Consider the following 20,149-nt stretch of genomic DNA (forward strand, 5'->3'; position numbering starts at 1 on the left):
CGAGTCCGTTCGGCCGGTCGGAGCAGACGTGCCCGTCGATGCGGTGCTGGAAAACGTCGGAACACCGAACACCCGGGTTTGGCCGGCGTTCACCGGGGAATCACGCCACGACGACAGTCCTCGTCGACGGACGGAGCGGATCATGCCGGTAGGCAAGGGGATCTACGAAGACGAACCGCGCGAGCACCGCCATACCTATCAGCCCGGCCCGGATCGCGCGGATTCGCCGAAGGGACGCGACGAGAATGGTCGCGACCCGGCGCCGGACGACACCGCTACCGACAACGCCCCAGAGCCGACGGGCTGACGAGAGTCGTTGCGCGCGAAGTAGTTTCAGTCAATTCGACAAACCGATGATCGCGGCGACGATGTCGGCGCGCACCTCGTCCGATCCCGCGACGACGCGCCGCGCCGCCTCGGTCAGGTGCTGGCCATGGGCCTTGGCGTAGGCGCGCAGCAGACCGAACCCGATCTCCATCGACACTCCGAGCCGTTCGCCGACGTACCCGGTGGCCTGATCGACGACGACGCGGTCGGTCAGCGCCGATCGCAGCGGCGCCAGTATCGATTCCGGTGTGCGGCGATGCTCCTGCAGCAGCGCAACGCACGCGACGTGAGCGAGGCTGTGCGCCACGAGGAGGTCGGCGTCGCTGAGCGCACCGACCCGGGTACCGAACAACCCAAGCGCACCCAACGTGGTGCCCGCCGCCCGCATGGGGATCGCGTGCACGGAGACGACGTGGGCGTCGGACGCCGCTGCGGCGAAGCGCGGCCAGCGCGGACCGGCCAGCGCGAGGTCGGGCACCGAGACCAGCTCACCCGTCGCGAAGCAGTCCAGGCAGGGACCCTCGGCCGCCTGGAGCTGAATCATGTCGAGATCGTGCGAGCTCGACGACGTCGCCGCCATGAGGTGCAGACCCCGTTGCGAGCCCGTCAGCAGCAGCCCGGCCGCCTCCACGTCCAGCAGCCGGGCACACTGCTCGGTGAGGTCGGTGAGGAGTTCGACGACGTCGAAGTCGTCGAGCAGGCTGTCCACCAGTGTCACGACCGCGCGCAGTACGCGCGTCTCCCGGGGTGTGTCCATCGCTCGGTCTCTCCGTCTGTACTCAGTCTGCGTCCAGGCGCAGCCGGCGATCGATGACGTCACGTGCCACGCTCGTCGCGCTGCGTCCGTCGGCATAGGCGTAGGCCCGTAGTCGAGCCAGCGCGCCGGCGGCGTCGATGCCCAACTGCGCCATCAACATCCCCGTGGCTTGACTGACCTCGGTGCGAGTAAACGCGTTGAGTTCTGCCCACTCGTTGCTGTCGGGGTCGGCGACCGCAGCCTGCATGTCACGGTTGAGCAAATCCACCAGCGGGTGGCGCATCAGGGCGGCAGCGACGGCCATCCCGGCGATCTGCTCCGGCACCAGACCGTTGGGCGTGGCGCGGAACAGGTCGAGGGCGCCGATGTACTCACCCGCGACGACCACGGGGATCGCGTAGACCCCCCGGATGTCGTGTTCGATCATTGCGGCTCCGTAACCGGGCCAACGACTTTCGGCGGGGTCGGCGAGATCGTCCACCATGACGGGAGCCCGCCGGGCCACCGACTCGAGGCAGGGTCCCTCCCCCATGACGAACTGGACCTCGTCGTACATCCGGGCGCTGGGTCCGCTGACGCCGAACGTACCGACGTTGGCGCCGTCGAAGACCAGCGAGACCGCGGCACCATCGACGTCCAGCAAGCCCACACACGCCTCGCACAACCGGTCGGCGGCGGCGACACCCGTGGCATCACCGATGGCCTCGACCAGGGATTCCTCGATGGTCGTCACCCACGTCCTCCGCCGGGACGGCGGGGAGCACGTGGCATTGGCGGTATTGGCGTCAAGGAGACCCTCCGGTATGGGGTGATGCCGAGGTCCTCCGCAGCACTGGTTTGCGATGATCTTGCCCGCTGCCGCCCCGTCGAAACCGACGACGCGCCGTCGCGGCCTCTCCGAACGACGAGGTCGCCCGACGAAGACCTCCACGCCGGTGGCATCCGCATTACCCTAACCGCCATGAAGCAGGCGGTAGCCGTCCTGGCAGCCCTGGTGGGGCTGGTGTTCTGCTCGGCCTGCGGCACGTCGCACGGCGAGTCGGGATCGTCGGTGCTGCGGGCCCCTACGGCCGCCCCCACGGCCCTCGAGGGTGACGTACAGGTGACGCTGGGCGCCGCGACCGCTGCGGCGCAGGCCAACGTCGACCGGTTCACCGCGGGCGACTTCGCCGGCGTGTGGGAGCACATGACCGCGGACGTCCGTCGGCAGATCGGCGAGGCGGACTTCGTCGCGTTCTACCGCACGTGCAAGAAGCCGGGCCCAGCGATCGACGTCACCGGGGTGAGCCTGGACTCGGACACCCGGGCGACCGTCAGCATGCAGTCCCACGGCGTCGAGCGGTTCCGTTTCATGGAGTATCAGGACGGCGCCTGGCTCATGAAGCCGACCGACGACTTCGCCTCGCATCTCGGCCAGCCCGTCGCGCAGATCGTCGCCGAGGAGAGGGCCGCCGGACTCTGCGACTCCTGACGTCCGGTCACACCCTGGGGCAGTAGTGCATCGGGTTGTCCCGCTCGTCGAGGGGCGGCAGGTTGCGCTCTGGCGTCTCGGGCAACGGCGCGTCGGCGGGCAGTCGGCCGGTGGCCCTGTCCCAGCCGGCTCGCGCCCTGGGATGCATGCGCGCGCGTCGCGGAAGCAGCGAGAAGGCGACGTGGACCAGCCTGCCCAACTGTCGGTGGGCCCACTCGTCGCGGTCCGACCACGCGTAGCCCATCAGGTCGCGCACCGCGGGGTCGTAGAGACCCACGGTGAACCAGACGAAGAAGGGCGCCAACGCCTTTCGCTGCTGACGCCACATCCAGTCCGGCATCGCCTGCGCCCACGGCGGTTTCGGCAGCTCGGACAGATCGAGCACGGCCCGCGCGGCGTAGTTGTCCTCCAACACGTTCGCGCACATGTGATCCCAGTACCTCTGAAAGTCCTCCCACGTCGCGGGAACCGGACGCATGCTCATCCCGTACATGCGGTACCACTGGACGTGTTCGTCGAACAGCTGCCGCTTCTGCGCCTCGCTGATGCCCCCGCAGAGTCGCTCGGCGACGATCAGCGTTCCGACGAAGAACGTGGCGTGCGCCCAGTAGAAGACGTCGGGATTCAGCGCATGGTATCGACGGCCCTTGGCGTCGACGCCCTTGATGTCGACGTGGTAGTCGCGGACCTCCGCACCCGTCCGCGCCGCCCGGTCGGTGTCGAACACGACCCCGCCGATGGGGTAGAGCGAGCGCAGCAACCTCGGCCACCGCTCGCGGAAGAACGTCGAGTGCTCCTCGACCGCGGCGCCCAGTTGAGGGTGCATGTTCTGCATCGAGCCCGCCCACGGGCCCTGCAGCAGGCCGCGCCAGTCACCGAAGTACTTCCACGTCAATGAGTCGGGCCCGAGCGGCACCGGAGGGAGGTCGTATCCGCCGGGCGCCACGGGGCAACCGGAGTCGATCGACGGGGTCGACGAAGCGTCCATCGCGCTGGTCACCGGGCACGTCTCGGACGTATCTTGAGTCACCGGGTGACCTCCCTGGGAGCGAACCAACTTTGACTACACGCGTTGTCACCGAGCAGCTTAGGAGTGATGTGCCTTCCGGTCAACGACGGGGCCGCTGGTCGGGCGTGCCGCTGGAGGACCGCCAGGCACTGCGGCGCGACGCGCTGCTCCGCGCGGGGGTGGGCGTGCTCGGCGGGGACGGCGGGTCAGTCCTCACCGTGCGCGCCGTCTGTCGCGCGGCGGGGCTCACCGAACGCTACTTCTACGAAAGTTTTTGTGACAGAGACGAATTCGTCCGAGCGGTCTACGACCACGTGTGCACCACCGCGATGACCGCGCTGACCTCGTCGCCGACGCCGCGGGACGCCGTGGAACGCTTCGTCGCCCTGGTGGTCGACGATCCCGCGCGGGGTCGGGTGCTCCTGATCGCACCGGGACGCGAACCAGTACTGACCACGTCGGGCGCACAGTGGATGCCGAGCTTCATCGAGTTGCTGCAGCGCAGGCTGACGGGCATCACCGATCAGGCCACCCAGGCCATGGTGGCGACCGGACTCGTAGGGGCCCTGACAGCGCTCTTCACCGCCTATCTCGGCGGCAGGCTGGCGGCCACCCGCGAACAGTTCATCGACTACTGCGTCGACATGCTGCTCAGCCGGGCGGCCGCGCGGGACTACTCTCCCGGCGCACCCGGCGTCTGATCCGCGGCGGCCAGCTCGTCCTGCTCGTTCTGCTGCGCCGCGGCCTGATCGGCGGCGGCCTTGGCCGCCCGACCCTCCTGGCTGCCCATCGACGTGCCCGGCGTCGTGGCCGTCGCGTAGCCGCCGTTGCAGTTCAAGTAGAACTGCACCTGGTTGCTGACGTGCACGCCATCGTTTGCGCTGGAGAACGGGGCCGTCTGGGACCGTTCGACGATGCAGTCGTCCTGACTCAGCTTGTCGCCCACGCGCGAAGCGACGACCACGGTCTGGCCGGCATCGCTGGCAGCCGACGACGCGTCGGAGTACTTCTGACCGGCATAGCTGTCCGCGGACGCCACGGCCCCGCCGATGAGTGCCGACACAGCCAGCGCACCGATGGCGCCAGAACCAACAACGATGAGCTTGTTCACTACTCGCCCTACCTGTCCGCGGAGTCGCATTGCCTGTCCGCGGCATGCTACCGCCACCTGTAGGTCGGCGCATGACCTCCTGTGAGTTTCATGCAGGGGCGAGCGAAGCTGGGAAAATCCTGGCGGCCGGTGGCGTCTCGGCTGGGGCGATCGGGGTTACCCGTCGGCGGCGTGGGCCGCCCGGTACTTCGCCAGCGCCTCCTCGTACATCTGCCGGCCCTCGGGGCTCTCGAGCGAATATCCCGGCTCGAGGTACGTCGAGAAGGAGGCGTAGCAGTTGAGACTCAGGTTCACGCGATGGCCGCCGCGCTTCTTGCCGAAGGCGTTCAGCTCCGGAGCGGGCACGGCGGTCACGACGAGACAGTCGTTCCATTCCCTGCGGTCTCCGACGGTGGCGACGACGTGCGCCGACTTGCCCTGCTTGCTGAGCGCCGACTTCGCGTGCTTGTACGTCTCGCCGACGACGCCATCGGCGGCCGACGCGGTCCCGGTCGCACCCGCCAGCGCTAGCGCGGCGCACACCCACGCGCCCATCGTCACGGCCAAAGTCTTCTTCACGGTCGCGGACCTTTCGTCGTCGTGTCCGCGGGACCATAACGACTTTTCGGCGGCATCCTGTGAGTCAGTTGCACACGACGACCTCGCCTCCTGGTGAGCGCCTGTGCAACCCTTCGCGCCAGACCGCCGCCGACACTCCGGACAGCAAGAACTTGATGTCACCGGAAGACACAGATACATTGATTGCTACCAACGGGCACAGATAACCGTGAGGGCATCACCGCCGCGAGAGGACACTGTCATGTCGAGCGAGCTGACCGACCTGCAGCTGCTGCACGAGCTCGAACCGGTCGTCGAGCAGAACATCAACCGCCACATGCGGATGCGCAAGGACTGGAACCCGCACGACTACATCCCGTGGTCGGACGGCAAGAACTTCTACGCACTCGGCGGCCAGGACTGGCATCCCGAGCAGTCGAAGCTGTCCGAGGTCGCTCAGGTGTCGATGCTGCAGAACCTCCTGACCGAGGACAATCTGCCGTCCTACCACCGCGAGATCGCGATGAACTTCAGCATGGACGGGCCGTGGGGCTTCTGGGTCAACCGCTGGACCGCCGAGGAGAACCGCCACGGCATCGCGCTGCGCGACTACCTCGTGGTCACCCGCGCCATCGATCCGCTCGAGCTCGAGGAGCTGCGCATCGAGCAGGTGACCCGCGGGTTCAGCCCGGGCCAGGGCGAGCAGGGCGATCTGTTCGCCGAGAGCCTCTTCGACTCGGTCATCTACGTGACCTTCCAGGAGCTGGCGACCAGGGTGTCGCACCGCAACACCGGCAAGGCGTGCGAGGAAGAAGTCGCCGACCAGCTGCTGCAGCGCGTATCGGCCGACGAGAACCTGCACATGATCTTCTACCGCGACGTCAGCGCTGCCGGGCTCGACCTCGCGCCCAACCAGGCGATGAAGTCGCTGCACCGGGTGCTGCGCAACTTCAAGATGCCCGGGTACACGGTGCCGGAGTTCCGACGCAAGGCGGTCATCATCGCCGTCGGCGGCGTGTACGACCCGCGCATCCACCTCGACGACGTCGTGATGCCCGTGCTGAAGAAGTGGCGCATCTTCGAGCGCGAGGACTTCACCGGTGAGGCCGCCGAGATGCGCGACGACCTCGGCAAGCTGGTCGAAGAACTCGAGGACACGTGCGTGAAGTTCGAGGTGGCCAAGGAACGCCGCCTGGAGCGCGAACGCAAGATGGCCGAGAAGAAGGCCATGAAAAACCTGTTGGTGTCGTCATCGTCGTCGTGACGGAGCCCTTCGCGCCGGCCCGGTCTGCCTTGCAGATCGGGCCGATCGCGTTGCGCTCCCCGGTGGTCCTCGCGCCGATGGCCGGCGTCACGAACGTCGCCTTCCGAACCCTGTGTCGCGAACTGGAACTCGCCCGCGCCGGCACCGTCAGCGGGCTCTACGTCTGCGAGATGGTGACGGCCAGGGCCCTCGTCGAACGCAATCCCAGCACGCTGCACATGACGACGTTCGGGCCCGACGAGTCGCCCCGGTCGCTGCAGCTCTACACCGTCGACCCGGCCACCACCCATGCCGCGGCCAAGATGATCGTCGACGAGGGCATGGCCGACCACATCGACATGAACTTCGGTTGCCCCGTGCCCAAGGTGACGCGGCGCGGCGGCGGCGCGGCCCTGCCGTACAAGCGCAAGCTGTTCGGGCAGATCGTGGCCGCCGCAGTACGGGCCACCGAGGGCACCGGCATCCCCGTCACCGTGAAGTTCCGCATCGGCATCGACGACCACCACCACACCCACCTCGACGCGGGCCGCATCGCCGCCGAGGAGGGCGCCGCCGCCGTCGCCCTGCATGCGCGCACGGCCGCGCAGCGCTACTCGGGCAGCGCGGACTGGGACCGCATCGCCGAGCTTAAGCAACACGTCACCGGCATCCCCGTGCTGGGCAACGGCGACATCTTCGACGCGGACGATGCGCTCAAGATGATGGCCGTCACCGGATGTGACGGAGTGGTGATCGGACGCGGGTGCCTCGGCAGGCCGTGGTTGTTCGCCGAGCTGTCCGCCGCGTTCACCGGCCGGCCATGTCCGACGCCCCCGACGCTGGGTGAGGTCGCTTCCATCGCGCGCCGCCACGGCGAGTTGCTCGCCGACCACTTCGGCGAGGACAAGGGCATGCGTGACATGCGCAAGCACGTGGCCTGGTACCTGCATGGATTCCCCGCCGGGGCCGACCTACGGCGCGCGTTGGCGCTGGTCAAGACCCTTTCCGAGCTCGACGAGCTGTTGGCTCAGCTCGACCCCGACGTGCCCTTCCCGCACGCGGCGGAGGGCCCGCGCGGCAGGCAGGGGTCGCCGGGATCGGTGTCGCTGCCCGAGGGATGGCTCGCCGACCCCAACGATTGCACGGTGCCCGCCGGCGCAGATCTGGTGAATTCGGGCGGCTAGTCGACACGTCGCGGACACGGCGTCGAGACGTCATCGAGACATCAATGACGCATTGCTCGACTAGATCGAACTCAGGTTGTCTCAGTACGATGAGACTCCACTAACGCGGGCGCCGACTGGCGGCGCTCGTCGCGTGCTGCCACGAGGATGCAGCAGCCACGATCACGGCGCGTCACCGCGTCGCGTTCCCGACAGTCGGAGGCCGGTGGGACATGAGTGACGGCGACAGCGCCGCCCCCGGTCGTCGGCCGCCCGGGCCCGACGAATCCGACCCGGCGGACGCCCCAAGTACCACCAACGACTGGCTTACCCGATCGGCGCGGCCAACTCCAGGCGCCGCGCCGTGGGAGCGCGCAGGAATGTCGAAGAGCGCCCCACCGGAGCCGCCCGCACCCGAGCCCGAGCCGCCCTCGGAGGGCAATCACACCGACGGCGTCACCGTCGCGGACCTGATCGCGAAGGTGTCCGGCGTCGAACCCTCCACCGAGGTCATCCCCGTCGTGCCATCGCACGCCTCCGAATTGCCGGTGCTGTCGGATGCCCGCATCGAGCCCGTCGAGCCCACCGAGTCCGATGCCCCGGAACAGGTCTCCGACGAATCGGCAGAACCCACCACGCGCCGGAGCCGACGGGCGGCGATGGTCCTGGGCCGCGTGGCCGTCGCGCTGATCGCGGTGTTCGCCCTCGCGTCGACCGGCGCCGCCTGGCAGTGGCAGACCTCGAAGAACCACAGCCTGAACAAGGTGGCGGCCCTCGATCCCGACTCGCACGACATCGTCGACCCGGCCGGGCAGTTCGGCGACGAGAACTTCTTGATCGTCGGCACCGACAGTCGCCTCGGGGAGAACAGCGAGATGGGGGCGGGCACCACCGATGACGCCGCCGGCGCGCGGTCGGACACCATCATGCTCGTCAACATCCCGGCCAGCCGCAAACGCGTTGTCGCCGTGTCCTTTCCGCGCGATCTGTCGATCACTCCCATGCAGTGCGAGCACTGGGATCCCACCACCTTCAAGTACGGACCCGCCACCGATCCGGACTCGCCCGTCTACGGAATGGACAAGGTCTACACCGAGACCAAGCTGAACTCCGCCTACGCGGTCGGCGGGCCGAAGTGTCTGGTGAAGGAGATCCAGAAGCTGTCCGGGCTGTCGATCAACCGGTTCATGGCCGTGGACTTCGCCGGGTTCGCGAAGATGGTCGACGCCCTCGGTGGCGTCGAGGTCTGCAGCACCACACCGCTGGAGGACTACGAACTGGGCACGGTGCTCGCGAATGCGGGCCGACAGGTCATCGACGGCCGCACCGCGCTGCAGTACGTCCGCGCGCGGCAGGTCACCACCGAGGGCAACGGGGACTACGGCCGGATCAAGCGCCAGCAGCTGTTCCTGTCGTCGCTGCTGCGCTCGCTGATCTCCAAGGACACGTTCTTCTCGCTGGGCAAGCTCAACGACGTCGTCAACCTGTTCATCAACGACAGCTACGTCGACAACATCCAGACCAAGGATCTGGTCGACCTCGGCCAATCCGTCCAGGGCGTCAGCGCCGGCCGCATCACCTTCGTGACCATTCCGACCGTGGGGTACGCCGACGAGTACGGCAACGAAGTGCCCCGCGACGACGACATGCGCGCCCTCTTCGACGCGATCATCAACGACGACCCGCTGCCCGAGGAGAGGAACGCCGACAACACCCCGGTGCCCAAGACCCCGGACCCCAGCCCGGCTGGGCCAGCTCCGGCGGCACCGGCAGACCCCGTCGCCACCGGCGAGTTGGTCGACGCCGTGACGACGAGCCCCGACAACATCACCGTGCGGGTGTCGAACTCGACGGGCGAGAACGGTCTCGCGTCGACCGCGGCCGACGAGCTCCGTCAGCACGGATTCAGCGTCGACACCCCCGACGACTATCCCGGTCCGCTCGACTCGACGACGGTGTTCTTCTCCGAGGGCAACGAGCAGGCCGCCGCGACGGTCGCGTCGTCGTTCGCCAACCCCACGGTCCCGGCCATCGAGCGGGTGTCCGGCATGGGCAACGTCATTCGCGTCGTGCTCGGACACGACTTCAACACGGTGAACGCGCCGTGGCCCAGCGGCTCGCCGGTGCAGGTCCACGTCCTGCGCGACACCAGCGGCACGACGTCGCACCTGCCGGCCGACCTGTCGGTCACCAACGCCGCCGACACCACCTGCGAGTGACACCCCCGACGAGCCACGTCGCGGGGAGTCGACCACCGTTGCGGCGGGCGGCATTCACCGTTCGTTCACCGACGAGGGCGTAACGATCTGCAGTCCCAGCCCGTAGGCTTTGGGGCATGCGTACCGCTTACCACGAGCAATTGGCCGCCCTGACGGACCAGCTCGGTGCGATGTGCGGGCTGGCCGGCGTGGCGATGGAGCGTGCGACGCAGGCTCTGCTGCAAGCCGATCTGGTGCTCGCCGAACAGGTCATCACCGATCACGAGCAGATCAGCTCGGCGAGCACCCGTGCCGAGGAGGCCGCGTTCGTGCTGCTGGCCCTGCAGGCACCCGTCGCCGGGGATCTTCGCGCCATCGTCAGCTCCATCCAGATCGTCGCCGACGTCGATCGGATGGGGGCGTTGGCCCTGCACGTCGCCAAGATCGCCCGCAGGCGCCACCCGCAGCACACCCTCCCCGAGGAGGTCAACGGCTACTTCGCCGAAATGGGGCGCGTCGCAGTCGATCTCGGGCACAGCGCCCAGGAGGTGCTCGTCAGCCGGGATCCCGAGAAGGCCGCCCGCATCCGCGAAGAGGACGACGCGATGGACGATCTCCATCGCCACCTGTTCTCGGTGCTGATGGATCGCGAGTGGAAGCATGGCGTGACCGCGGCCGTCGACGTCACGCTGCTGAGCAGGTTCTACGAGCGGTTCGCCGACCACGCCGTCGAGGTCGCCCGCCGCGTCATCTTCCAGGTGACCGGCCGCTTCCCCGACGAAGAGGTCATGTCCGCGTCCTAGCCGCGGGCCAGTCGGACCCCAACGCGCTTGGCCGACAACAGGTCTCGTAGGACCGTGGCCAGCACCTGCAGTTCGGCACTGCTGTAGGCCTGCAGGAAGTCCTGCCTGCCGAGGGCCATCTCGTCGTGCAGGCGCTGATGCGCGTCGACGACCACCTCCCCATCGGCGGTCAGGCCCAGCTGGATCTCCTTGCGATTGCCCGGCACCGGGGTGCGGACGACCAGGCCCGCCTCGACGAGCCGCTGCACGTGCTTGGACACCGTGCCCTTCAGCTGGCCGGTCCGCCCGGCCAGGCCGACGACGCTGACCGGGCCCTCGGCGATCGCGGCGAGCAGGTGCATCGAGAGCGTCGGCAGCGTCCGCAGCGCGGGCGCGAGCCGGTCCGGACACCGCTCGACGAGGAAGTCGCGTTCGGCGTCGCCGTCCTCGTCGGCGTCGAACCGGTCACCGACCGCCACCAACAGCTCGTTGATGTCGGCGATCAGCCCCGACTTGGTTTTCACGGAAACGATCTTGCCATCGCGCCGGTCGTCTCGTACATTGTTTCTACGGAAACGATATCTACGGAAACAATGGGAGGTCATCATGAAGGCTGCGATCGTCGAACGATGGGGTCAGGTACCGGTCTACGGCGACTTCGCCGAACCGACGGCACGCGACGGCGCGGTGATCGCGACGGTCGAAGCCTCCGCGCTGACCAACCTCACCCGAGCGCTGATGTCGGGAAAGCACTACGCCAGCAAGGAGATTGCGCTGCCCGCCATCCCGGGGGTCGACGGGGTGGCCCGCCTCGAGGACGGCAGGCGGTTCTACACCGGCGGCATCGGGTCCTACGGACTGATGGCCGAACGCGCGGCGATGCATCCCGCGGGCGCGATCGAGCTACCGGACCACGTCGACTCGGTGACCGCCGCCGCAGTGCCCAATCCCGGGATGTCGGCATGGATGGCCCTGGACTACGGCGCCGCGATCACACCGGGTGCCCACGTGCTGGTGATCGGCGCGACCGGCGTCACCGGCTCGATGGCCGCGCAGCTGGCCAAGTCCATGTTCGGGGCGGGCAAGGTCGTCGTGACCGGGCGCGACACCGCGCGACTGGACTGGTTGCGCACCGTGGGCGCCGACGACGCGATCGCCATGACGACCGAGGACCTGGGCGCCAGGGTTGCCGCGCTACACGCCGAGCGACCGTTCGACGCGGTGCTGGACTACCTCTGGGGCGCCTCCGCCGAGACCGTGCTCGCCGCACTGGCCGACAGCCACCCCGCCGCCCACTTCCACGCCACGCGGTTCGTGCAGATCGGCTCGATGACCGGACAGGACATCACCCTGCCGGCGGGCATTCTCCGCGGTAACGGAATCACGTTGTCCGGCATCGGGATTGGCAGCGTGCCACCCGAGGTGGTGGGTCGCGCCCGCACCGAGGCACTCCCCGCGCTGTTCGACATGGTGGCCGACGGCACCCTGCAGTTGCGCACCCAGGCGCGCCCACTCGCCGAGGTCGCCGAGGCGTGGACCGCCGCGGAGCCCTCGGGAACCCGCGTCGTCCTGACCCCCTGAGCCCCGCCGAGCAGACGCAACGGGCCCTCAATATGGCCAAACGAGGGCCGTTTGTGTCTGCTCGCGGGGCCAGCGGTCAGCCGAAGCGGCCCGAGATGTAGTCCTCGGTGGCCTTCTGCGTGGGGTTGGAGAAGATCTTCTCGGTGTCGTCGATCTCGACCAGCTTGCCCGGCTTGCCCGTCGCCTCGAGGTTGAAGAACGCGGTCTGATCGCTCACGCGGGCCGCCTGCTGCATGTTGTGCGTGACGATGACGATCGTGAAGTCCTGCTTCAACTCCGCGATGAGGTCCTCGATCGCCAGGGTCGAGATGGGGTCGAGCGCCGAGCACGGTTCGTCCATGAGCAGCACGTCGGGCTGCACGGCGATGGCGCGGGCGATGCAGAGACGCTGCTGCTGGCCGCCGGACAGTCCGCCGCCGGGCTTCTCCAACCGGTCCTTGACCTCGTTCCAGAGGTTGGCTCCCTTGAGCGACCGTTCGGCCACGTCGTCGAGCGTCTTCTTGCTGTGCCTGCCCTGCAGCTTGAGGCCGGCCACCACGTTGTCGCGAATCGACATGGTGGGGAACGGGTTCGGGCGCTGGAACACCATGCCGATGGTCTTGCGCACGCCGACGGGGTCGACACCCGCGCCGTAGATGTCCTCACCGTCGAGGAGCACCGAGCCCTCGACGCGGGCCCCGGGGATGACCTCGTGCATGCGGTTGAGCGTCCGCAGTACGGTCGACTTCCCGCAGCCGGAGGGGCCGATGAAGGCCGTCACGCTGCGCGGCTGCACCGACAGCGCGACGTCGGACACGGCGTGAAACGACCCGTAATAGATGTTGACGTCTTTGAGATCGAGGCGCTTGGCCACGGCTAGCTCCGATTCTGCTGAATGACTAGACCTTCTTGGGGGCGAAGATCCTTGCGACGAGCCGCGCCGCGACGTTGAGGAGGGCGATCAGCAGGACGAGCGTCAGCGCCGCGCCCCACATCCGGTCGGTGGGAACGGGATTGGCCCCCGCGCCCGCCGAGATCTGGTCGTACATCATGCCGGGCAGCGAGCCCTGAAAGCCGGCGAACATGTCGAAGTTGATGGACGCGGCATAGCCGACCAGGATCAGCAGTGGTGCGGTCTCGCCCATCACGCGGGCCAGGGCCAGCATGATGCCGGTGACGATCCCCGACAGCGCCGTCGGGATGACGATGCGCACGATGGTCTTCCACTTCGGCACGCCCAGTGCGTAACTGGCCTCCCGTAGATCCATCGGTACGATGCGCAGCATCTCCTCGGTGGCGCGCACGATGACCGGAATCATCAACAGCACCAACGCAAGTGACACCGCGAAGCCGGAGCGCTGGAACCCCAGCGTGGCGACCCAGAGCGCATAGATGAACAGTGCTGCCACGATCGACGGCACACCGGTCAGGATGTCGACCATGAACGTGGTGATCTTGCCCAATCGGGTGCCGCCGCCGTACTCGACGAGGTATACGGCCACCATCACGCCGACGGGAATCGAGATGAGCGAGCAGACGATGCCCTGCAGCAGGGTGCCCATGATGGCGTGGTAGGCACCGCCGCCCGCGGAGAACGCTGTCGTGCCCGCCTGAGAGTTGGTGAACCACGTCGGCGAGGTGACCGCCGCGATGCCCTTGCTGATCACCGAGTAGAGCACCCAGATCAGCGGAACCAGGGCCACCAGTACCGACGCCGAAACCAACACCGTCGCAACGTTGTTCGTGATCTTGCGGCGGGCGCTGACGCCCTGGAAGGTCGGCGCCTTGACCGGCCGGTCGAGTGTAGCGGTCACGAGGCACTCCCCTTCTTCGCGCGGGCGCTCATCACTTGGCCCCTCTCCCGGCGACCGCGGCGCGTGCCAGCGAGTTCACCACGAACGTGAGGATGAACAGCACCAGGCCCGCGGCGATGTAGGCGCCCGCCTTGTACTGGTCGTTGAATTCGCTTGCGGTGGCGGCGATCTTGCTGGCGAAGGTGTATCCACCGTCGAACAGCGACCAACCGAACGCCGTCTGCGTCCCGCGCAGGATGATCAGCAGGGCGATGGTCTCACCGAGCGCACGGCCGAGGCCGAGCATCGAACCGCTGATGTATCCGGACAATCCGAACGGCAGGACCGTCGTCCTGACGACCTCCCACCGCGTGGCGCCCAGCGCCAGCGCTGCCTCGATCTGTCCCCGCGGTGTCTGGATGAACACCTCGCGCGAGACCGCCGTGATGATCGGCAGGATCATCACCGCCAGCACGATGCCCGCGGTGAAGATCGTGCCGCCGCCTGCGACGGATGCCGTGCCGGTCTTGAAGAGGAACAGCCAGTCCAGATTGTGATTGAGCCACAGCGCGAACGGTTTGAGCACGGGCGCGAGCACGTACAGGCCCCAGACGCCGTAGACGATCGACGGCACCGCGGCCAGCAGGTCGACGACGTAACCCAGCGGGCCCGCCAGTCGCTTCGGCGAGTACTGGGTCAGGAAGATCGCGATGCCGAACGCCACCGGCATGGCCAGCACCAGCGCGAACAGCGAGACGAACACCGTGACCTGGAGGAGGTCGAGGATGCCGAAGTGCATCGCCGAGGTGTCGGTGGTGACCCAGCTGCCACCGAAGGTGAAGAAGTTCTCCTCGTTGCGAGCCAGCGCGGGGATGGCCCGCCACACGAGGAACACGCCGATCGCGGCGATGAGGACCACGACCAGGATGCCGGCGCCCTCCGCGAGGCCACCGAAGATACGGTCGCCCAGCCGTACCTTGGCGCCCTTGGAGGGGTTGGTGGAGATGGGTTCCGGAGTGGGAACCGGTGAAGCGATCACTTCACCGGCGCCCGCACCGGATGGGTTTGGTGTCGTCACTGTCATCCCGTTGTCGGTCATCGATTCCAGAACCCATCCTCACCGCGTTGGAGCATGAATGCCAGGCAACTAGGCGATTGCGTCGACGGACTTGAGCAGACGCTGCTTGAAGGAGTCGGGCAGCGGGACGAAGCCGGCCTTGGACAGGTTGGCCTGGCCCTGGTTGGCCGACGTCGTGAGGAACGACTTGACCGCCGCGGAGGTGTCGGCGTCGTAACCCTTCGAGCAGACGATCTCGTAGGTGGCCAGCATCAGCGGGTAGGAGCCCGCGTCCTTCGAGGCGTACAGCTGCTTCAGGTCGAGCGCGAGGTCCATGCCGTCGGCCTTGAACTTGGCGCTGGCGACGGCCTTGCCCGTCGAGTCGTCGGTCAGGGCCACGGGGCCCGCGCCGCTGTCGATCTGAGCGGTGGTCAGGTTGGCCGCAGCCGCCGGGCTCTTCTCGACGTAGCCGATGGCGCCGGGGGTCGCCTGCACGGCCTGCACGACGCCGGAGGACTTCTGAGCGCCCTCGCCCGCGCCGCCCTGGAACTCCTTGCCCGCACCCTTGGTCCACGACTGCGGGGCGGCCGCGACCAGGTACTGCTGGAAGTTGTCGGTGGTGCCCGACGAGTCGGAGCGGTAGATCGGCGTGATCTTGGTGGCGGGCAGGTTCGTGCCGCTGTTGAGCGCGGCGATCGCCGGGTCGTTCCACGTGGTGATGGCGCCGGTGAAGATCTTGGCGATGACGTCGGCGTTCACGACGAGCTTGTCGACACCTTCGAGGTTGTAGGCCATCGCGACGGGGCCGAACACCAGCGGGAGGTTCCACGCCGGGTTGCCGCCACAGCGCGCGGCGGCAGGTGCGGTCTGATCGGCCGACAGCGCCGAGTCGGAGCCGGCGAAGTCGACCTGCTTGGCGATGAACTGCGTGACGCCGGCGCCCGAACCGGTCGGGTTGTAGGAGAGCGACTTGCCGGGGCACGTCTGACCCCAGGCCTTGTTGAACTCCGCGATGGCGTTCTGCTGAGCCGTCGAACCCTCCGCGGTCAGCGAGTTCTTGCCGCCGCAGTTGGCCGGACCCGACGCCGACGACGATCCCGCCGCGCTCGACGACGAACCCGAGTTGTTGTCACTGCCACACGCAGTCATCGTCATGGCGGTTACGGCCGCCACCGACAGTGCCAGTAGCGGAGCACCGACACCCTTGCCAAAGCCATTGAGCTTCACTGATCCCACTTTCGATTCGTCTGCCTCAGGACTCCACGGGAACGTATGCGGCCCTCGTGGACGGCTCACGGACGAAACGTGAACGAGCGGTGAACAGCCCCAGCGACTTCACAGCTGACGGGCTAACGAACGGTGTACGCCACGTCTCTGGCAAAGACCTCGAAACCGAGCCGCCGGTAGGTCTTGACCGCCGCCTCGTTGTCCGCTTCGACGTAGAGCGTCACCTCGGCGGAGGGACCGAGCCGGTCCGCGAGATGGTGCAGACCGATCAGCGTCAGCGCCCGGCCGAGCCCCCGTCCCTGTGCGTCCGGGTCGACGCCGACGACGTAGACCTCGCCGAGCGCCGGGCCGTGCACCTTCGTCCAGTGGAAGCCGAGCAACCGGCCGGTCGTCTCATCGAACGCCAGGAACAACCCCTTGGGGTCGAACCACGACTCGCCCCGCCGCTCGGCGACGTCGGCCTCCGACCACCCGCCCTGCTCCGGATGCCAGGAGAAGGCCGCATTGTTGACCCGCAGCAGTTCGGCGTCGTCGTCGGACCCGGCGTAGGTCCTCCACGTCACGCCGTCGGACGGCTGCGTCGCGGGCAGGTCGGCGAGCGGGCGGCGCATCTGCAGGAGTTCGCGCGCCGCGACCAGACCGAGTGCGGCGGCCGTTGCCCGCGCCGGCTCGAGGTTGCCGTGCGCCCACACGCGGGCGCCGTCGCCGCCCTCCGCGAGACCGGTGCGCACCAGCGCGGATCCGATGCCGCCGCGACGAGCGTCGGGGTGCACGACGGCCTCGGCCATCGGCGGTGCGTCCGCAGTCGGCGGCGCGAGGTTGAGGTATCCCACGACCGCGCCGTCGACGCGGGCGAGGAGGTGTCTGGTGCGGTCGTGCCGGAGCTCGCGCACCACCTGATCGCCGACCGGAGGTGTGCCGTCACGCGCGGTGGCGGCGGCGAACAGCGCTTCGATCTCCGTTAGGTCAGCACCGGATAGGGTTGCGCTCCAACCGATTTCGCTCACTTGGCGCGAAGCGGGTCGCTCAGGGCCTCGGGGAACGCGGCCGAGTCCTGTTCGTAGGCCTCGGCATCGTCGAACTCGTCGTCGAGGTCGGCGCCGGCGACGGGCGGGCGACCCCGGGCCGGCCGCACCGCCTTGTAGCCCACGTTGCGCACCGTGCCGATCAGCGACTCGTACTCGGGTCCCAGTTTCGCGCGCAGTCGGCGCACGTGCACGTCGACGGTGCGGGTGCCACCGAAGAAGTCGTAGCCCCACACCTCTTGGAGTAGCTGCGCCCTGGTGAACACCCGACCCGCGTGCTGCGCCAGATACTTCAGCAGCTCGAATTCCTTGTAGGTGAGGTCCAGCGGTCGGCCACGCAGCCGGGCCGTGTACGTGCCCTCGTCGATGACGAGTTCGCCGAGATTGACCTTGCCCGCACTCTCCTGGTCGGCGGAGCCACCGCGGCGGCCGACGAGCAGCCGCAGCCGGGCGTCGATCTCGGCGGGGCCGGTGCTGGGCAGCAGGATCTCGTCGAGGCCCCACTCGACGTTCACCGCTACCAATCCACCCTCGTTGACGACGGCCACCACGGGGACGGACGTGCCGGTGGTGCCGAGCAGTCTGCACAGCCCGCGGGCCGCGGCGAGGTCGGTCCGGGCATCGACGATCGCCACGTCCGCGGTGCCCGCCTCCAAGAGCGAGGACACCTCCGTCGGGGCCGCCCGCACGTTGTGCGCGAGCAGCGCCAACGAGGGCAGGACCGACTCCGGGTGCGGGTCGACGGTCAGTAGCAAAAGATCCAACAGGTCCTCCAGCGCATCCCGGGAAGATCCCCCGACGACATCAACATCGACACGTCCGGGCAATCTCCCAGATTCATGGCTGACACGCGGTCGTTACCGGCCGACGCAGGCATAACGATAGCGTGCAACCTGCTGATTAGCCGTGTCGAGCGGCTCGTGCACTCTTCCGGCGCTTCGCTCCTGCCCGCCGAGCGGGCACCCCGGTAGGCCAGAATGTCCGGGTGCGCAAGCTGCTGATCGGACTCGCCGCCACGGTGACGACGGTTGCCCTCGGCGCCGTCGGCGCGGATTTCGGCACCGCCATCTACGCGGAGTTCCACTGGGCGCGGGCGGTGCGGGCCGCCAATCACCTGCCGTTCGACCCGTGGGTGGGCATCCTGGGCTTCCCGTTCGTCGCGCAGGCGATGCGCCATCAGTACCACCAGGTCGAGATCCGCGCCGCCGGCGTCGACCATCCCGTCGTCGGCAAGGTCTCCCTGGAGGCGACGCTGCACTCCGTCGACGTCGCGCAGACGTCGTGGCTGATCGGTCCCGACGCGAAGCTCCCGGCGGGCAAGCTGGAGAGCCGCATCAACATCGACTCGACCCACGTCGGCCGCTTCATGGGAATCAAGGACCTGCTCGTCGAAGCGCCGTCGCGCGAGACCAACGACGCCACCGGTGGGACGACGGAGTCGGGCATCTCCGACAGCCATGGGCTGGTGTTCACCGGCACCCCCGTCAAGGCCGGGTTCGACAAGCGGGTCAGCGTGTCGGTGGACCTGTCCATCCCCGAGGGCGACGACACCACCCTCGTCTTCACCGCGACCGGCGTCCTCACCGGCGCAGGCACCGCCGACCAGCCCGTGCCGGAGGACAGGAAGGCCGCGGTCCTGGCCGCGTTCGGCACCACGATGCCGGGGATGAAGTTGCCGTTCGGCGTCTCGCCCACCCACGAGGGCGCGCGAGGGTCCGACATCATCATCGAGGGCATCACCACGGGAGTAACCGTGGCCCTCGACGGGTTCAGGCAGTCATGAGCAATTCGGTAGTCGCCGTGGGCGTGGTCCTGATCGCGGCACTCGCGGTGTCCGTGGTCGTCGGACGCCTGCTCACCCGGCGCGACGGGGTGCTGCGCGACGCGACGAGCGGTGCCACCGGGGCCGGGGCCGGCGGTCTGGACCTGCCGGCGGGAACGCCGGCGATCGTGCACTTCAGCGCGCCGTGGTGTGGGCCGTGCGGCGCGGTCCGGCGAGTGGTCGACGACGTCTGCGCGACGTTGCCGACGGTGGCCCACGTCGAACTGGACCTCGACGCCAATCCGGCCGCGGCCCGGGAGCTTTCGGTGTCCTCCCTGCCCACGACCTTCGTCTTCGACGCCGACGGGCAGCAGCGCTACCGCGCCTCGGGGGTTCCGAAGGCGGCTGACCTGCGCTCGGCCCTCCAGCCGCTATTGGCCTGACGGGCCTCTCATTGGGTACGATGGCCGCCGTGTTCACCCGCCACGAGCTCCAGCTCACCAAGCGCCGCGCAGTCGATCTGTGCCGCGTCGCGGGTTGCCGCTGTTGTTGTTGTAGCTGCTGAGTAGCTGCGCGTCCTTTCTCGCGTTGCCTCGCAAGCAGCCAATCTGGCATGCCCACGTCCAGTCTCGACATCAGCAGGAGCATTCCGTGCCACACCCGACCACCGACCCGGGACAGGTCGACGTCAGGGGACCGCGCTTCACGGCCTGGGTCACCACGGTCGTCATCGTCGCCACCCTCGTCGTATCGGCGTTCAGCACCGCGGCCGCGGCGGTAGTGCTGGGACTGCAGGCCGTCGTGTTCGCCATCGGCGCGATCGGGGGCCCGCGCAGGCACCCCTACGGCCGCGTGTTCGCCAGCGTGGTCGCCCCGCGTCTCGGGCCGGTCACCGAGCGCGAACCCGTCGCGCCGCTGAAGTTCGCTCAGCTGGTGGGGTTCGGCTTCGCCGCCGCGGGCACCCTGGCCTTCGCGACCGGCCTGTTCACCGTCGGCCTCGTCCTCACCGCGTTGGCACTCGTCGCGGCCTTCCTCAACGCAGCGTTCGGCATCTGCCTCGGCTGCCGGCTCTACCCATTCGTCTCCCGTTTCACCACACCGAACAAGCCCAACCCGGCCTGAGCGCC

The 20,149-nt window shown here is 68.3% G+C and carries 24 protein-coding genes; 12 read left to right on the forward strand and 12 right to left on the reverse strand.

What is annotated here, in order from left to right; all coding sequences use genetic code 11:
- Positions 1 to 28: 28 nt before the first annotated feature.
- Positions 29 to 307 carry a hypothetical protein gene (locus tag G6N60_RS23160; protein ID WP_220100371.1) on the forward strand — a complete coding sequence of 93 codons (279 nt, stop codon included), beginning with the start codon at positions 29 to 31 and terminating at the stop codon, positions 305 to 307.
- A 30-nt stretch (positions 308 to 337) separates the two neighbouring features.
- Here G6N60_RS23160 and G6N60_RS23165 read toward each other — a convergent pair whose 3' ends face one another.
- Together G6N60_RS23165 and G6N60_RS23170 are read right to left on the reverse strand one after the other, a co-directional pair.
- The gene (locus G6N60_RS23165; protein ID WP_163741629.1) at positions 338 to 1,084 is read right to left on the reverse strand and encodes a GAF and ANTAR domain-containing protein; all 747 of its coding nucleotides are present in this window, start codon (positions 1,082 to 1,084) and stop codon (positions 338 to 340) included.
- A 22-nt stretch (positions 1,085 to 1,106) separates the two neighbouring features.
- Complete coding sequence (locus G6N60_RS23170) at positions 1,107 to 1,817, reverse strand: GAF domain-containing protein (protein ID WP_163741631.1); 711 nt, start codon at positions 1,815 to 1,817, stop codon at positions 1,107 to 1,109.
- 228 nt (positions 1,818 to 2,045) lie between these two features.
- Here G6N60_RS23170 and G6N60_RS23175 point away from each other — a divergent pair, with 228 nt between their 5' ends.
- Positions 2,046 to 2,555, forward strand: coding sequence for a hypothetical protein (locus G6N60_RS23175; RefSeq protein WP_163741633.1), 510 nt, complete (start codon positions 2,046 to 2,048; stop codon positions 2,553 to 2,555).
- Positions 2,556 to 2,562: 7 nt separating this feature from the next.
- Here the strand turns inward: G6N60_RS23175 and G6N60_RS23180 are convergent, their stop codons facing one another.
- Positions 2,563 to 3,543 carry an oxygenase MpaB family protein gene (locus G6N60_RS23180; protein ID WP_276028065.1) on the reverse strand — a complete coding sequence of 327 codons (981 nt, stop codon included), beginning with the start codon at positions 3,541 to 3,543 and terminating at the stop codon, positions 2,563 to 2,565.
- A gap of 110 nt (positions 3,544 to 3,653) precedes the next feature.
- Here G6N60_RS23180 and G6N60_RS23185 point away from each other — a divergent pair, with 110 nt between their 5' ends.
- Entirely contained in the window at positions 3,654 to 4,265 is a 612-nt protein-coding gene (locus tag G6N60_RS23185) for a TetR/AcrR family transcriptional regulator (protein WP_163741637.1), read from the forward strand.
- Here G6N60_RS23185 and G6N60_RS23190 read toward each other — a convergent pair.
- Both G6N60_RS23190 and G6N60_RS23195 read right to left on the reverse strand, forming a co-directional pair.
- On the reverse strand, positions 4,238 to 4,675 hold the full coding sequence (locus tag G6N60_RS23190; protein WP_163741639.1) for a hypothetical protein: 438 nt from the start codon (positions 4,673 to 4,675) through the stop codon (positions 4,238 to 4,240). The genes G6N60_RS23185 and G6N60_RS23190 overlap by 28 nt on opposite strands.
- A 156-nt stretch (positions 4,676 to 4,831) precedes the next feature.
- Positions 4,832 to 5,233 (reverse strand): hypothetical protein, encoded by a 402-nt coding sequence (locus G6N60_RS23195; protein ID WP_163741641.1) that lies wholly within the window; start codon positions 5,231 to 5,233, stop codon positions 4,832 to 4,834.
- Between the two features lie 241 nt (positions 5,234 to 5,474).
- Between G6N60_RS23195 and G6N60_RS23200 the strand changes: the two genes are divergently transcribed.
- The 4 genes from G6N60_RS23200 (at position 5,475) to phoU (ending at position 10,619) form a co-directional block, all read left to right on the forward strand.
- Positions 5,475 to 6,476 (forward strand): acyl-ACP desaturase, encoded by a 1,002-nt coding sequence (locus G6N60_RS23200; RefSeq protein ID WP_163741643.1) that lies wholly within the window; start codon positions 5,475 to 5,477, stop codon positions 6,474 to 6,476.
- A 29-nt stretch (positions 6,477 to 6,505) separates the two neighbouring features.
- Positions 6,506 to 7,639: a tRNA dihydrouridine synthase DusB gene (gene dusB, locus G6N60_RS23205; protein WP_163744429.1), complete on the forward strand. Its 1,134-nt coding sequence runs from the start codon at positions 6,506 to 6,508 to the stop codon at positions 7,637 to 7,639.
- A 212-nt stretch (positions 7,640 to 7,851) separates the two neighbouring features.
- Entirely contained in the window at positions 7,852 to 9,837 is a 1,986-nt protein-coding gene (locus G6N60_RS23210; protein ID WP_163741645.1) for an LCP family protein, read from the forward strand.
- Between the two features lie 116 nt (positions 9,838 to 9,953).
- Positions 9,954 to 10,619: a phosphate signaling complex protein PhoU gene (gene phoU / locus G6N60_RS23215; protein ID WP_163741647.1), complete on the forward strand. Its 666-nt coding sequence runs from the start codon at positions 9,954 to 9,956 to the stop codon at positions 10,617 to 10,619.
- Here phoU and G6N60_RS23220 read toward each other — a convergent pair.
- The gene (locus G6N60_RS23220) at positions 10,616 to 11,122 is read right to left on the reverse strand and encodes a MarR family transcriptional regulator (RefSeq protein WP_163741649.1); all 507 of its coding nucleotides are present in this window, start codon (positions 11,120 to 11,122) and stop codon (positions 10,616 to 10,618) included. The two genes, phoU and G6N60_RS23220, sit on opposite strands and share 4 nt — an antisense overlap.
- A gap of 82 nt (positions 11,123 to 11,204) precedes the next feature.
- Here G6N60_RS23220 and G6N60_RS23225 point away from each other — a divergent pair, with 82 nt between their 5' ends.
- Positions 11,205 to 12,179, forward strand: a complete 975-nt coding sequence (locus tag G6N60_RS23225; RefSeq protein ID WP_163741651.1) for a quinone oxidoreductase family protein — start codon at positions 11,205 to 11,207, stop codon at positions 12,177 to 12,179.
- 76 nt (positions 12,180 to 12,255) lie between these two features.
- Here the strand turns inward: G6N60_RS23225 and pstB are convergent, their stop codons facing one another.
- From pstB to G6N60_RS23255, 6 genes are all read right to left on the reverse strand, one after another.
- The gene (pstB, locus tag G6N60_RS23230) at positions 12,256 to 13,032 is read right to left on the reverse strand and encodes a phosphate ABC transporter ATP-binding protein PstB (protein WP_163741653.1); all 777 of its coding nucleotides are present in this window, start codon (positions 13,030 to 13,032) and stop codon (positions 12,256 to 12,258) included.
- A gap of 25 nt (positions 13,033 to 13,057) precedes the next feature.
- Positions 13,058 to 13,972, reverse strand: a complete 915-nt coding sequence (gene pstA, locus G6N60_RS23235; protein ID WP_163741655.1) for a phosphate ABC transporter permease PstA — start codon at positions 13,970 to 13,972, stop codon at positions 13,058 to 13,060.
- A gap of 31 nt (positions 13,973 to 14,003) precedes the next feature.
- The gene (pstC, locus tag G6N60_RS23240) at positions 14,004 to 15,050 is read right to left on the reverse strand and encodes a phosphate ABC transporter permease subunit PstC (protein ID WP_163741657.1); all 1,047 of its coding nucleotides are present in this window, start codon (positions 15,048 to 15,050) and stop codon (positions 14,004 to 14,006) included.
- A 48-nt stretch (positions 15,051 to 15,098) separates the two neighbouring features.
- Complete coding sequence (pstS, locus tag G6N60_RS23245) at positions 15,099 to 16,235, reverse strand: phosphate ABC transporter substrate-binding protein PstS (RefSeq protein ID WP_163744431.1); 1,137 nt, start codon at positions 16,233 to 16,235, stop codon at positions 15,099 to 15,101.
- A 122-nt stretch (positions 16,236 to 16,357) separates the two neighbouring features.
- Positions 16,358 to 17,242, reverse strand: a complete 885-nt coding sequence (gene mshD, locus G6N60_RS23250) for a mycothiol synthase (protein ID WP_163741659.1) — start codon at positions 17,240 to 17,242, stop codon at positions 16,358 to 16,360.
- Positions 17,239 to 18,024 (reverse strand): winged helix-turn-helix transcriptional regulator, encoded by a 786-nt coding sequence (locus G6N60_RS23255; RefSeq protein ID WP_163741661.1) that lies wholly within the window; start codon positions 18,022 to 18,024, stop codon positions 17,239 to 17,241. Before G6N60_RS23255 ends, mshD begins: the two co-directional genes overlap by 4 nt.
- Before the next feature lie 221 nt (positions 18,025 to 18,245).
- On the opposite strand from G6N60_RS23255, the gene lmeA reads away from it, so the two are divergent.
- From lmeA to G6N60_RS23270, 4 genes are all read left to right on the forward strand, one after another.
- Positions 18,246 to 19,043, forward strand: coding sequence for a mannan chain length control protein LmeA (gene lmeA / locus G6N60_RS23260; protein WP_163741663.1), 798 nt, complete (start codon positions 18,246 to 18,248; stop codon positions 19,041 to 19,043).
- Positions 19,040 to 19,465, forward strand: coding sequence for a thioredoxin family protein (locus tag G6N60_RS23265; protein WP_163741665.1), 426 nt, complete (start codon positions 19,040 to 19,042; stop codon positions 19,463 to 19,465). Before lmeA ends, G6N60_RS23265 begins: the two co-directional genes overlap by 4 nt.
- A 20-nt stretch (positions 19,466 to 19,485) precedes the next feature.
- Positions 19,486 to 19,587, forward strand: coding sequence for an Ms5788A family Cys-rich leader peptide (locus G6N60_RS29065; RefSeq protein WP_372510991.1), 102 nt, complete (start codon positions 19,486 to 19,488; stop codon positions 19,585 to 19,587).
- An 86-nt stretch (positions 19,588 to 19,673) separates the two neighbouring features.
- Positions 19,674 to 20,144: a DUF4395 domain-containing protein gene (locus G6N60_RS23270; protein ID WP_163741666.1), complete on the forward strand. Its 471-nt coding sequence runs from the start codon at positions 19,674 to 19,676 to the stop codon at positions 20,142 to 20,144.
- Positions 20,145 to 20,149: the final 5 nt, after the last annotated feature.

This window comes from Mycolicibacterium madagascariense, from assembly GCF_010729665.1.
Classification (GTDB): Bacteria; Actinomycetota; Actinomycetes; order Mycobacteriales; family Mycobacteriaceae; genus Mycobacterium; species Mycobacterium madagascariense.

Bases quoted from the DNA above. Each gene is read 5' to 3' on its own strand.
- phoU (WP_163741647.1), top strand. From the start codon at position 9,954: ATGCGTACCGCTTACCACGAGCAATTGGCCGCCCTGACGGACCAGCTC.
- G6N60_RS23210 (WP_163741645.1), top strand. From the start codon at position 7,852: ATGAGTGACGGCGACAGCGCCGCCCCCGGTCGTCGGCCGCCCGGGCCC.
- G6N60_RS23225 (WP_163741651.1), top strand. From the start codon at position 11,205: ATGAAGGCTGCGATCGTCGAACGATGGGGTCAGGTACCGGTCTACGGC.
- pstC (WP_163741657.1), bottom strand. From the start codon at position 15,050: ATGACCGACAACGGGATGACAGTGACGACACCAAACCCATCCGGTGCG.
- G6N60_RS23165 (WP_163741629.1), bottom strand. From the start codon at position 1,084: ATGGACACACCCCGGGAGACGCGCGTACTGCGCGCGGTCGTGACACTG.
- G6N60_RS23265 (WP_163741665.1), top strand. From the start codon at position 19,040: ATGAGCAATTCGGTAGTCGCCGTGGGCGTGGTCCTGATCGCGGCACTC.
- G6N60_RS23175 (WP_163741633.1), top strand. From the start codon at position 2,046: ATGAAGCAGGCGGTAGCCGTCCTGGCAGCCCTGGTGGGGCTGGTGTTC.
- G6N60_RS29065 (WP_372510991.1), top strand. From the start codon at position 19,486: ATGGCCGCCGTGTTCACCCGCCACGAGCTCCAGCTCACCAAGCGCCGC.
- G6N60_RS23200 (WP_163741643.1), top strand. From the start codon at position 5,475: ATGTCGAGCGAGCTGACCGACCTGCAGCTGCTGCACGAGCTCGAACCG.
- G6N60_RS23180 (WP_276028065.1), bottom strand. From the start codon at position 3,543: ATGGACGCTTCGTCGACCCCGTCGATCGACTCCGGTTGCCCCGTGGCG.